Origin of the sequence: Butyrivibrio sp. (assembly GCF_017940685.1) — a bacterium.
Lineage (GTDB): Bacteria > Bacillota > Clostridia > Lachnospirales > Lachnospiraceae > Butyrivibrio.
Genome location: NZ_JAGAYD010000124.1, coordinates 1 through 12953 on the forward strand (window position 1 = coordinate 1; position 12953 = coordinate 12953).

Sequence of the window (12953 nt, forward strand, 5' to 3'; positions counted from 1 at the left end):
AGTTAAAGAATATATAGACTACTACAATAACAAAAGGATTCAGGCGAAAACAAAATGGATGCCACCTGTACAATACAGGATAGCATCCATGTGTTCAACCTAATTCATAAATATGTGTCCAGGATTCTGGGTACATATCACACGGGGACGGTTCTGCTGACACGGGGACGGTTCTGCTGACACGGGGACGGTTCTGCTGACACGGGGACGGTTCTACTGTCAGGTTTTATCTAAGTAAAACCTGACAGTAGAACCGTCCCCGTGTCAGCAAACCGTCCCCGTGTCTTACTTAATCATATTTACTTGAGATCATACTCCAGTTTTACTGTTATGGTTGCTGTTTTATGCTGAGAACTTGTATCAAAAGCGCCGTCATAGGAATAGCTGCTTGTACCTGAATTCTGAGCTGTTATCTGAAATACTCCAAGACTGGAATTCTTAAGCTTGCCTAATCTTGCTCCAGAATTCCTGGCGATAATGTCAATTCTCTCTTTTGCATTGGCAGATGCCTTATCAATGAGGTCAAGCTTTAGCTCATCAAGAGCTGAATAGTAGTACTCAGGATAGTCAGACTCAAGCTCCACTCCCCGATCCAGAAGACTTGAAATGTCTCTTGATATCTTCTCTACTGTCTCGATGTTCTTGGAAGATACCGTTACACTCTGGGTAAGCTTATAGCCATCTTCCTCCTGACCTACGTAATTGCCATTGGCATCGTAAACATCCCTGTAGGTTCTTCTGATATCTACTGCACTGAAAACAATCTCATCCTCTGAGATGCTGTTATTTGTAAGATACTTTTTTACTTCATCAGCATCGGATTTAATCTTTGCGTATGCTGCCTGCGAGCTATAGTCAACTGCACTAAATGAGCCTCTCCAGATAATAATGTCCGCATCAAAATCCACGCTGGCACTACCCGTTGCCGAAATCACATGGCTAGACTCAGACCTGAAATGTGAAAGCCCAAACGCCAGTGCCACGCAACTAAGAAGCACACTAACTCCAATGATCAGCGGAGCTAAAACCCCAGTTTTCTTGTTTTCCATACTTTTTCCTCCTGTAACTCTAAATTCTCCCCTTAATTATATCACATGACACGGGGACGGTTCTGTTGTCATCTTTTACTTCGTTTTTTTCCAGCATCCTGAACAACGCCACGTCCAATACCCGTCAATCTTTCTATCTGTCGCACTGTTAATCCGTATTCTTTCAATGTTATAAGTGCCTCATCTCTTTTTTCTCTACTATAGTTCTGCAAAGCTGTTCCACTTGTTATCCCTAAGCATCTCTCCATTAACTCTTTTGCGCTAGTATCACTGTACCAGGTCTCAGAGTACTCAAGCCCCTGGTCATCCTCTTTCTGCTCAATGAATTCTCTATATTGACCAAAATCGCCCAGAGTCGCCTTCACTGCTGATAAATCCATATATGGAAGCGGCTTGTCATAAAACCAAAAGCTGTTCCAGGGATACCGAGCCGCGCTACATATCCCTGCTTTTTCAGGATTCTTTAGAATATAACGAAATGCAGTTAAAAGATATTTTTCATTTTCTATAGGCTCGCTCTTATACCTATCTTGAAAGAGATGCCCTACCCGATCATATTTTTTATTGTAGTACCACGAATAACTCACACCTATTTTCTTCATCAAAAGAACTATCGCTTCTGATTCTCCTTTCACCAGGAGATGGACATGGTTATCCATCAAACAATATGCACAGACGCTGACCTCTGTATCCATGCAGTATGTCTCCAGTTTTTTCAGATAATACTTATAATCATAGTCATCTTCAAAGAGCAATTGTTTTCCAATTCCTCTGACAATTACGTGCATATAACCCGATGCACTCTTGTTTCGCGCATGACGCGGCATTAGTTTACCTCCTGAATGTATTAATTATCGTTTACTCAATAATATGGAAACAGACTGAATAAAAAACTTATCCAGATTCCCAAGAATTGGGATGAATGAATTCCAAGAACAGACTATAACATTTGTAGGAATATTTGTAAAGCTGACAGTATAACCGTCCCCGTGTCATGTTTGTAAAGCTGACAGTAGAACCGTCCCCGTGTCATGAAAAAGCCCGGAGGCCAGAATAGGCCGCCGGGCGTGGAGAGAAAGTTACAATATGTCTTCAAAGACTTCCGTGATGGCATCTTTGAGATTTTCGGAGAAATCTCCTTGCTGGAGCCACTTAAGGAATGCATCAGCATCCATGGTGCTCACTGCGTTATAGATCTTATCCTTGGTGACGATCTCAATCTCTGCTCTTTCAAGGATGCCATAGACTTCCTTTACGTGATCGTTGCCTGTAAGGGATACGTTGTCAAAAGAAACTGTGATGCCTTCCGATGTTTTGACCCCCTTTACTGTCAGGGTGCGGCGTTCACCTGCGCCAAGCAGGGTTATATCATAGTCGCGCTTTGCAGGGATAAGTGACAGGTCACCTTCTGAGGGCTTTATCACAACATCAATTGTTCCCTCCCCTGCATCAAATCTGCACTCAAAGGCAGTAGTCGCAAACTTGCAATTCTTATAGTCAGTGCTGTAGCCGTCATCCTCATAGAGGGTGTAGCTTCCGTCAGCCCCAGCTGCCACAATAAGCTCCAGCTTGTCTGGACAGTCACATCCGTTTTCACCGCTGTCAGGTGCAAGAGGAAGTATAGTTCCTGCAGCCATCAAAACAGGAATCTCGGAAATACCCCTGTAGAGCTTTCTCTTTTTGCCGCCGCTATATACTCTTCCACTTAAAAGATCGACGTATCGACCGTGAGGAATGATCATATTAACAAATGAGAGTTTTAGTTTATTATCAAGCGGCTTAGTTATAGCGCCGACAAAAAGAGCATCACCAAATCCGTATTCGTTTGGAACATTATAGGACTCTTCATTGTCAGAAAAGTCGTAGTACATGGGCCTTATAAGAGGTTTACCCTCCGAGTATGCCCTGTAATTTTCTGTGTAAAGATATGGAACCAGCCTGTGGCGCAGCCTCATGAACTTCTTCATAGCGCTGTGATAAGGCTCATCTATTACCCATGGTTCCTTGTTAAGGAAGGGACTAGCACTGGAGTGAAGCCTCATGATAGGCGAGAATACTCCGTACTGTATCCACCTTATAAGCCTTTCGTTATCCTTATCTCCCATCATGTGTCCGCCGATATCGTGGCTCCACCAGCCATAACCTATGTTGCTGGAGGTAGATGTAAAATATGGCTGAAACTCAAGACTCTTCCAGGAGCAGACTGTATCTCCGGAAAAACCAATAGGATACCTGTGACTTCCAGGACCTGCATACCTTGAAAAGATCATGGGCCTCTTATTTCTCTTTTCCTGATCCCTGTAATGATAGTGATTTAAAAGGATAAGCGGATCCACATCTGAAGCTTTCCTTCCAAAGCCCTGCTGCCAGTCGATCCACCAAAAGTCAACGCCGTCTCTTTCATAGGGCTGCATGATCTCTTCAAAATATGCATCCCTGAACTTTTCATCTCCAAAATCAAATTCAACGGGCTCTTCCGAATCAGTATCAACGCCCATTCTCCCTGCCACAGCGCTGTACTGATCTTCAAATGCACGAACGCCGTCTGCCGGGTGAAGGTTAAGGGTAGTTGCCAGCTTGTTATCCTTAAGGTATTTAAGGAATCTCTTATAATCCGGAAAGAGTTTCTTATCCCAGGTGTATCCTGTCCAGCCAGACCCGTACTTAGGATCAACCTCAGTAAGGTGCCAATCCATATCGATCACCGCAACGGAAAGAGGAATCTCCTCCTCTTTAAACTTATCAACAACTTTCCTATAGCTGTCCTCAGAGTACTTGTAATATCTGCTCCACCAGTTACCAAGTGCATATCTTGGAATCAGAGGCACCTGACCACTTAGCTTGTAAAAATCCCTAAGGCCGCCGTAGTAGTCCCTGCCATAGCCAAAGAAATAAAAGTCTGTAACAGCTTCTTTTCTGTTAAAAAACAGATCAAGCTCCCTGTCATATAAAGGGCTGTCCCCATCGTATAAAACTGCATAGCCTTCTCTTCCGAATATTCCAGGTCCCAGAGGAAGTCCCCCATCAATGGTATCAAGAGTCCTTACAGTACCTCCAAGGTTTCTTCCAGAATTGTTATATTCAAAACTGTAGTGATAACAGGTACCGAAATTCTTAAGTTCTACTGACAGACCATTAGATGTAAAGGGCTTTTCATCGTACTTTACCAAAAGCTCATCTGTCTCAATGATAAGTAGACCATTTTCTCTTCTCACATAGGAATCCACATCAGGAAAATCCCTGTTTATCACAGTCTTAGTAAGTCCATCCTCAAGCCTTCCTTCATCGCTGTATTCAAATCTGAGGAGCCTGTCTGTAAGTACCGTTATCCTGTACTTATCCCCACTTATTACTTTGCTCATAATGCATCTCCAATTAGTTAACCTTTATGATAAGCGCCCCATCAGCCGGCACTTTGATCAAAAGCTCCCCATCCTTTGAAACTGCTGTAAATGTAGTTTCAAACTCATCAGTATCAGTTGCAGCCTCTGCTGCACCGATCTGCCATAGTGGCAGGGATATCTCTTTTTCTTCATCCTCTCTAGATACGATGCCCACATATTTTTCACTGCCAAAAAATCTTGCAACAGCCAGGATCCTTCCCTCATCAAAAATAACCTTCCTTCCGCCCTTTGCAAAGGCATGAACATCTCTTCTAAGCTCTATCATCCTCTTATACAGGGAAAAGAACTTGTCCCGTTCTGCACCCTCTTTCCCCCAGGGCATTGGATATCTGCAGCCCGCGTCACTTTCTGTGTGTCCATCTATCTCAACTTCATCTCCATAATAGATGCAGGGAATGCCTGTAAACATAAGATAGGAAATGACAACACCTCTGTATCTTTCAAAAGATATTTCCTTATAGTTATGAACTCGCATCACATCGTGGCTGTCAAAGAGATTCATCTGGCAGTCTGCCACAGCCTGCGGAACCACAGTATAGTGATCATCGCTCCTACGTACCACATCCTTTGCAGTAAAGACATACTTTGCCTTCATGATCTCCTCACTTCTTTCCAAAAAGAGATCCGGAAGACCTGCAAACTGCCTTACCACCCTGCCAAAGCCATAGTAGTTCATAGGAGTATTCCAAAGATCTCCCTGCAGGTACTCATAGCAGTCACCCCAATGCTCCCCAATAATGAAAGCATCTTTTTTCTCCTGCCGTATAGCTCTGCAAATCTCTCTCCAGAGCTGGTCTGCCACCTGCACATCGTCGTTTTTTCCAAGAACATCAGCCACGTCAAAGCGCCAGCCGTCAATGTCATAGGGCGGCCGAAGCCACTTTCTAAGAACACTATTTTCACCTCTGTAGATGAGATCCTTAAGTTCCTCATTTCGATAGTCCATGAAGGGAAGGCTCTTTACGCCGCACCAGCCCTTTAGAGAACCGTCAGCATCCTTAAAATAGAACTCCCTCTTTGTCCTTGTCCACTCATGTTCACTTCCTGTGTGGTTAACAGAAATATCAAGGATCAGCTTCATACCGTTCTGATGAAGAGCCTTTGACAGACTCGCTAAAGCTTCATCTCCGCCAAAGTGAGGATCCACATGGAAATAGTCTATGCAGTCATACTTGTGAGTTGAGTAAGCTGTAAATATCGGATTTAGGTAAATGGCAGTTACGCCAAGCTCCTTAAGGTATGGGATCTTGTCCTGAACACCCTTAAGGTCTCCTCCAAAAAAGTCCATGCCATGGGCATCTTCTACAGACAAAGGCGCCATGTTCCAATCCGGCATCTTTTTGCAGGGATGTCCAAAGTACTCGTACTCTCCATCCTGAACATCATTCGAAGGATCCCCATTGCAAAACCTTTCAGGAAATATCTGGTAAAAGACTGCGCCATCAACCCAAGAAGGCTTGATATAGTCAGTCCTTATGACAAAATCATGCCTGTAGTCAGGAACGGTCGTTTCCACTCCCGCCTGGGTATAAAAGTAAGCAACATCCTCTGTGGTAAGCACAAAGTGGTACTGAAGCTTTGGCTCATTGAGTGTTGTCTTTACCCTGTAGTAGTCAAGACCGCTTTTACGTTCCTCAAACTCCATAGAGCAATAGCTCTCTGCTCCGTTGACAATCCTCCAAAACAGAACGTCTCTTACCGGTGCGCCGTTTAAAAAGCTGAGCTTTATCGTTATCTCTTCTCCAAGCTTTGGTGCGGGATTACTTACATACCCTTCCGTACCATCGCTGTATATACTCTTAGTCCAATCTCTCATGTAAACCCTCTTAAATATCTTGTTTTAGCCCTTTACAGAACCTGACAGTCCCTCAACATAAAATCTCTGAAGCCATATGAAAAGAATCACAATAGGCACTGCAATAACTACCGCACCTGCAGCAAACTGGGTATAGTAGGAGTCGATCCTTCTAAAGTCAGTCATCCAGAAAAGACCTACTGCAACAGTGTAAGAACTCTGCCTGTCGCCAAAAAGGAGTCTTGGGAAGATATAGTCAGACCATGCTCCAAGGAAGGTTCCAAGCACCTGATAGACGATGATTGATTTACTAAGAGGAATAGTGATCCTTGTAAATATCTGAAGTCTTGAAGCTCCATCAATGATGGCAGCTTCGTCGATAGCCTTAGGGATAGTATCGAAAAATCCCTTTGTAATGTGGTATCCCATTGCTGCGCCTGCAGCTCCTACAACGATAAGGGCGCCAATGCTCTGATTCATGCCAAGACCCTTTAAGATGTTATAAAGAGCTACCATGGACATGAAGCCAGGGAACATTCCAATGATCATGAGGATGTTCATGAAAGGCTTTCTGCCGCTGAATCTTGTACGGCTAAGTACAAAGGCTGTGCCAAGAACGATAAGTGTGTTAAGTACGCATCCGCATACTGCAACGATCATGGTATTAAGCCACCATTTTCCAAAAGGAACTGCGGTGTTATGGAACAGGTCATAGAAGTTTTTTAGTGTCAGGTGCTTAGGGAAAAAGTATCCGACATAGTAGCCCTGCTCTGCTCTAAGAGCTGTAAGGAGAATCCAGAGGATTGGGAACATCCAGATGACTCCCAGAATAGTAAGGATAATGTATCCTACATTGACCTCTGCAACCTTCATGATAAAAACAAGACTTACATAGGCAGCAATAAGACCCAGCCAGAATCCGACTCCTGCATTTTTTAAAAGAAAGTTGCTTTCAACACCGCTCTCATCAAGAATGACTTTTGCAGCAAAAAGAAGCATTGTCCAGAAAAACGTAGCGCATATCTGAACATACATCCAGCATCTTACGATCTTTACACTGGTCCAGATGTAGGAAGCAATTCCCACAAGAAGTGAAACCACAGTTAATACCACTGCAAGATACAGGAAAAAAGATATAACAGGCGCATGTTCTGCCGAAAGCACGGAAGCAGCCGTGCTCACCATGTTTTTCCTTCCTGCCTCTTTACTTGTAAAAGGAAGAAGCAGCGAAATAAAGCCTATCACTATGGCTATGAGTGCCTTAAGGAAGTGTTCCAGATTAAGTCCTATAACAGTTTTGTTTCTCATTATTGGAATCCCTCCTCATTTTTCATTGATCCAGATCTCTGGAAGGTAATAAGCGTAAATGTCGCTGAAATGATAAAGATCAAAATGCCGATTGTGGCAGCCAGGTTGTAGTCGTTGGTGTCAGCTGTAAGCTTATACAGCCATGTGACAAGAAGATCTGTCTTACCAGCACCCTTGTAGTAATCAAGAGTCATTGGACCGCCTCCTGTCAGGAAATAGATGGCACTAAAGTTATTAAAGTTACCGATCAGGTTCGCAATAATATAAGGTGTTGTCACAAACCACATGTAAGGGAATGTGATCTTCCTGAATATCACGAAGGGGTTTGCGCCGTCAATCCTTGCGCTCTCATAGAGTTCCCCAGGGATGTTCATAAGGATACCGCTGACCATGAGCATAGTTACCGGAACTCCGATCCAGAAGTTGACCAGGATAACAGAAACCCTTGCAAAGGAAGCCTGTGTAAGGAAAGGTACTGCAGATGCGGTCCAACCCCATTTCTGGATAAGTACGTTAAAAATACCCTTCTCCCCCAGCATTGTTCCCACAACTTTGAGGGAAATAAATGAAGGAATTCCCATGGTCACAACAAAGATGGTCCTCCAGAATTTTTTGATCTTAATGCCCTTAGAATTGATGATCATTGCAAGTATCATTCCGCCAAAATAGCAGCTGAAGGTTGCAAAGATACCCCAGATAAAAGTCCATCCAAGAACAGGCCAGAAGGTCTGGGAGAGCTTGTCACTTGATAAAAGAAGTGTTTTAAAGTTATCAAGCTGCACCCAGTCAAACAGATGTCCCGGGGGCTGATGCTCATTGTCATAGTTGGTAAACGCCATGAGGATCATGTAGATAAGTGGCGTAAAAGTAAATATCAAAAGTCCTACTACAGGTATAGCAAGAAGCAGGAAGTGAATATTCTCATTAGTTAAGGATCTTACGTCTTCAAAAAAGTTATTGACGTGATGTCCATTGTCGTGATTGAATCTGGCATTTTCACCTGATGAAATGGAAAAAAGCCATATAGCTAAAAAGCAGATCGTGACAACGATGGCAACTACTCCTGTAAGGAGGATGATCATTGAGTTGTCACCCTGCTGCATCTCATAGATGCCAATGGCCTCGTTGAAGGCCATACCCTGTTCGTGTTCTCCCAGGGTCGTAAGGTCATGTAAAAGACCTATCCCTTTGGTAAATAAAAAGATAAAATAACATGCTTCAAGAAGTAGGAACAAAAGTCCCTTTACTACCTGACCGTATCTGATGTTGGCAAGTCCGCAAAAGACGTAGCTTAGCTTTGAAAAGATATTGCCCTTTGTAAATGTAGTGATGAAATTTCTGCGCTTATACTCTCTGTCCATATTAAGGCTCCCTAAATTATAATATCGGGGCCGCAGATGCAGCCCCGATACGAAACCACTTATCTTTATTACTCTGTAAGTGTTCCTGTGATGCTGTCTACAAGGGCATCAAGCTTTTCCTGAAGGTTTGCTTTTGTGATCTCGCCTGAAACAACGCCCTCACCAAATGCCTGTGCAGGTGTCCAGTAGTCGCCCATCTTGGAGATTGAAGGCTGGTTAGTAGCCTTTGTAGCCTGAGCATTAAGTGCTGCCGCTACTTCGTCATTAGCAATCTCATCTGATGAAGCAAGTGAGTTAAGAACAGGAACATCACCCTGATTCTGGAATCTTATAAGGCTGTTCTCAGGATTTGCAAGGTAAACTGCAAGCTGCTGAGCTGCAAGAGGATAAGCTGTTGTTGACTTAACTGTGATGGTCTTAAAGTCTACGAAGTTTGAAAGCTGTACGTCCTTGCCACCAATGTTTGCTGTAGGAAGAGCTACTGCGCCAAGCTTGTCACCAAGTGACTCCTTGAATGAAGGAGCGCTCCATGCGCCATCTGTGATTGCTGCAAGGTTGCCTTCCTTGAACTCTGCTCCGCCAACGCCGTCCTTGTTCTCAAGGTACTTAGGGTTATTAACAAGATCAACAATGTACTCTGCTGCTGCAAGTCCTGTAGCATCATTCCATGAGCACTCTGAAGGATCTTTTCCATCAGGGCCAAAGAGTGTGCATCCTGCTCCTAAGAAGAAGCTCTCAATGTACCATGAGTTTGTTATGTTGGTACTGAAGTTGTACTTAGCACCTGTGTCCTTGGAAAGGATTGTCTCAAGGCTCTTAACGTCATCTGCTGTAAGAAGATCCTTGTTGTAGTACATGAAGTATGTGTTAGGTGAGAATGGAGCTGCATATGTAAGACCGTCTACTGTAACAGCTGTAAGTGCACTCTCTGGAAGGTCTGATGCAATTGTCTCAAAGTCCTTAGTGATAGGAAGAAGAAGTCCCTTGTTAACAAGGTCTGCAACTCCGCCTGAAGGTGTATAGAAGATATCAGCTGCTGTATCAGGATCTGTATTAAGCTGCTGTGGAGCCTCATCGATACCTACAACTGCAATCTCATAAGTGATGTTGAACTCATCATGAAGATCATCAAACGCCTTTACTGCTGCATCAGTGTCATCAACTGCCTCTTCAGGGACCCAGATCTTTAAAGTTACGTCCTGAGTCTCTACTGGTGCTGCAGCTGCTGCATCAGCCCCAGCTGCTGATCCTGCATCATTTGTAGTAGCTGCTGCGCCGCCCTGTGCGCTGTCACCACATCCAACTAGTGCAGAAGCGGTTAATACTCCCGACAAAAGTATTGCGCTTAACTTTTTCATTTTCATTTTGAAATCCTCCTGTCTTTTGCTTCCTTAAAATTTGTTTGCTATTCCCCAATGCACTGGAATTCATTTTTGGTTAATCGCTTTACCATGAATATAAACTAACAGCTTTCCAAGGTCAATCCCCAGAAAGCTGTTTCTATGTTTTGTATAAAAAATCAGGTTAACAATAGGTTAACGTTTTTTACTGTTCCAGTAGATTCCGCACGGAAAACCGCTCTGCCACTCGGATTGGCAGTCTTTCATCCGCCACAAAGTCCTTCTCTCCCTTGATCATGCGAAGGAGATATTCCCAGGCCTTGTCAGCCTTGAGGTCAAAGTTCTGAGCAACCGAAGTAAGTTTTGGCGTCATGTATTCGCAGTTGGGCAGATTGTCAAAGCCGATCACTGAGACATCGTAAGGTACTCTTATGCCACATTGTGACAGGCCTTCGATAACACCAAATGCTACTATATCTGACATACAGGCAACCGCCGTATATCTGCCACTTGAAAATCCTATATTCTGTCCCACTTCCACAGCATTGATGTAAGTGGTATCAGTGTAAAAGATACTGCTCTCGCCAAACTCTACTCCGCTCTCCTTGCAAGCAGTTGAAAAGCCCTTAAATCTCTCAGTGATAACACCCTCGGTATCAAATTTAGGCGTAACAAGCGCCAGCTTTTTATGGCCCTTACCTATGAGATATCTGGCTGAAAGGTATCCGCCTCTGTAGTCTTCGATGCCCACGTTAACTATGTTTTCACCTTTTGCATAGGTATCAATAAATACCACTGGTGCATCAACCAGCTTTTTTATCTCTTTTACCTCATCCGGGAAAATACCCAGGAAAAAAGCTCCATCTACATTCCATGAAGAAAGGATGGATATGATCTCCTTGGGATCATGAACGCATCTTATCATCAGGTAATAGTCAGCATTTCTTACGCAGCGTTCTATGGCAGCAATGATGTGAGCATTGTAAGGATTAGTGAAAAAATCTTCATCCTTGCCCATATAAGGTACCACAAGGCCTATTATCCTGCTCTCTTTTTTAGCAAGGGATCTGGCCATGGCATTTGGTTTATAATTGGTTTCCTTTATGATGTCGTTAACCTTCTTTATGGTTTCTTTGGAAACCTTGTGGTTATTGCCGTTAATGACATTTGAAACTGTAGCGGTGCTGACCCCTGCTCTCTTTGCTATCTCTTTTAAGTTCATTCTTTCTCCTTTTGGGAAAAGAAAATCTATTTATTCCCAATTATATAAAACTCCCATGGTTCAAAGGTGTGAGTATCGCCTGGAAGTTCACCACCAATTCCGTAAGAATCTGACACTCCGCAAAAGAGCACTTCCCCTTTATCAGGAAATATACTGCTAAGATCTACGCCCTCTTGCTGCCTCTTTGAAAGGTTAAATATACAGATAACCTCATCACCCTTTGCAATTCTCTTGTAGGCAAAAATGTTTTTGTTGCCTGTATCTATGATCTCAAAACCTTCTCCTGTATTGTCGCTGCATAGTGCAGGGTGCGAAGACTTAAGCTCTGAAAGGGCCTTGATAAGATCCCTATAGTCTCTGCCAGTCCTGTTCCAATCTATGGTATCTTTTTCCATAAAGGCTATTGACTTGTCATAGGCTATCTCGTCCCCAGAATAGATCAAGGGAACACCCGGCAGCGTAAATATGACACTGTACATTGAAGGAAGTACTTCCGGTGAAAAAGCCTCAGCTATAGTCCTGTCGTAGGAGTTAACATCGTGGTTATCCAGATAGTACATAGGAAAGGTATTGTTTTCCGAAGAAGGGATATATAGCTTGATCCTGTCTGCGGTCTTAGCATCTTTCCCCACAGCCATCAAAGTCTCATAGACCTTCGCAGCATAATTGGAATCAAAAGCGTACTCAAGATTGTCCTTAGCCTGACCTGCCAGATCCTCTTCAAGCATATAGATATCTTTTACCTTAGAAAGCTCGTACCTGGCCTCATACCAGAAGTCTGCAGGAACTCCAGGGGCATAATCGCACCTGAAACCGTCCACATCAAACTCTGTGAGCCAGTACTTCATTGAATCTATCATCTCTTTTCTCATGTCCGGGTTGTCGTAGTTAAGATCCGCAACATCAGGCCAGCCCATTCCCTCGGGTGAGATGATCTTTCCATCTTTTTGTGTATACCAGTCAGGGTGCTCTGTGATCCAGGCATTGTCCCAGCCTGTGTGGTTGGCAACCCAGTCAAGGATCACGTGAAAGCCCATTTTATGTGCCTTGTTCACCAGCTCTTTAAAGTCTTCCCTTGTTCCAAATTCAGGGTTAACATCTCTGTAATCGTCAACCGAGTAGTATGAGCCAAGTTTCCCCGATCTATTGGTTATAGAAATTGGATGAATAGGCATAAACCAAAGGGTATTAACTCCCATGTCCTTAAGCTCTTTAAGGTGCTGTGAGAACTCATTTATAGTGCCGGAGGGGGTGTACTGTCTTAGGTTAACCTCATAAATAACAGCGCTCTCAACCCACTCTGGGGCCTTAGATACTGTTGGGTCAGGGGTAGGGCCTTTAAAAGAGCAACCACCACATAGCAAGATCACTGTAAACAGCATCCATGCAGTAAGGTTCATTTTAACTTTCTTCATTATTTATGCTCCTTGTAAATGTGATAAAAACATTACATTAAGCGATTAACCATTTTTCA

The 12953-nt window shown here is 43.5% G+C and carries 10 protein-coding genes; 1 reads left to right on the plus strand and 9 read right to left on the minus strand.

All coding sequences use genetic code 11. From position 1 onward, the window contains the following. Positions 1 to 13: 13 nt before the first annotated feature. Positions 14 to 103, plus strand: coding sequence for an IS3 family transposase (locus tag J6I68_RS17415; RefSeq protein ID WP_442861718.1), 90 nt, complete (start codon positions 14 to 16; stop codon positions 101 to 103). Between the two features lie 196 nt (positions 104 to 299). Here the strand turns inward: J6I68_RS17415 and J6I68_RS07860 are convergent, their stop codons facing one another. From J6I68_RS07860 to J6I68_RS07900, 9 genes are all read right to left on the minus strand, one after another. After that, positions 300 to 1049: an SIMPL domain-containing protein gene (locus J6I68_RS07860; RefSeq protein WP_292219295.1), complete on the minus strand. Its 750-nt coding sequence runs from the start codon at positions 1047 to 1049 to the stop codon at positions 300 to 302. Between the two features lie 68 nt (positions 1050 to 1117). Beyond that, positions 1118 to 1876, minus strand: coding sequence for a transposase (locus J6I68_RS07865; protein ID WP_292219296.1), 759 nt, complete (start codon positions 1874 to 1876; stop codon positions 1118 to 1120). 252 nt (positions 1877 to 2128) lie between these two features. Continuing rightward, the gene (locus tag J6I68_RS07870; protein ID WP_292219297.1) at positions 2129 to 4411 is read right to left on the minus strand and encodes a glycoside hydrolase family 31 protein; all 2283 of its coding nucleotides are present in this window, start codon (positions 4409 to 4411) and stop codon (positions 2129 to 2131) included. Positions 4412 to 4424: 13 nt separating this feature from the next. After that, positions 4425 to 6269 carry an alpha-amylase family glycosyl hydrolase gene (locus J6I68_RS07875; RefSeq protein ID WP_292219298.1) on the minus strand — a complete coding sequence of 615 codons (1845 nt, stop codon included), beginning with the start codon at positions 6267 to 6269 and terminating at the stop codon, positions 4425 to 4427. A gap of 24 nt (positions 6270 to 6293) precedes the next feature. Continuing rightward, positions 6294 to 7556 (minus strand): sugar ABC transporter permease, encoded by a 1263-nt coding sequence (locus J6I68_RS07880; protein WP_292219299.1) that lies wholly within the window; start codon positions 7554 to 7556, stop codon positions 6294 to 6296. Beyond that, positions 7556 to 8917, minus strand: coding sequence for a carbohydrate ABC transporter permease (locus tag J6I68_RS07885; RefSeq protein ID WP_292219300.1), 1362 nt, complete (start codon positions 8915 to 8917; stop codon positions 7556 to 7558). The genes J6I68_RS07880 and J6I68_RS07885 overlap by 1 nt, the downstream gene beginning before the upstream one ends. 68 nt (positions 8918 to 8985) lie before the next feature. Further along, the gene (locus J6I68_RS07890) at positions 8986 to 10281 is read right to left on the minus strand and encodes an extracellular solute-binding protein (RefSeq protein ID WP_292219302.1); all 1296 of its coding nucleotides are present in this window, start codon (positions 10279 to 10281) and stop codon (positions 8986 to 8988) included. 181 nt (positions 10282 to 10462) lie between these two features. Continuing rightward, a complete protein-coding gene (locus tag J6I68_RS07895) occupies positions 10463 to 11479 on the minus strand; it encodes a LacI family DNA-binding transcriptional regulator (RefSeq protein WP_292219303.1) in 1017 nt (338 codons plus the stop codon). Between the two features lie 26 nt (positions 11480 to 11505). Continuing rightward, on the minus strand, positions 11506 to 12894 hold the full coding sequence (locus J6I68_RS07900) for an alpha-amylase family glycosyl hydrolase (RefSeq protein ID WP_292219305.1): 1389 nt from the start codon (positions 12892 to 12894) through the stop codon (positions 11506 to 11508). Between the last annotated feature and the right edge of the window lie 59 nt (positions 12895 to 12953).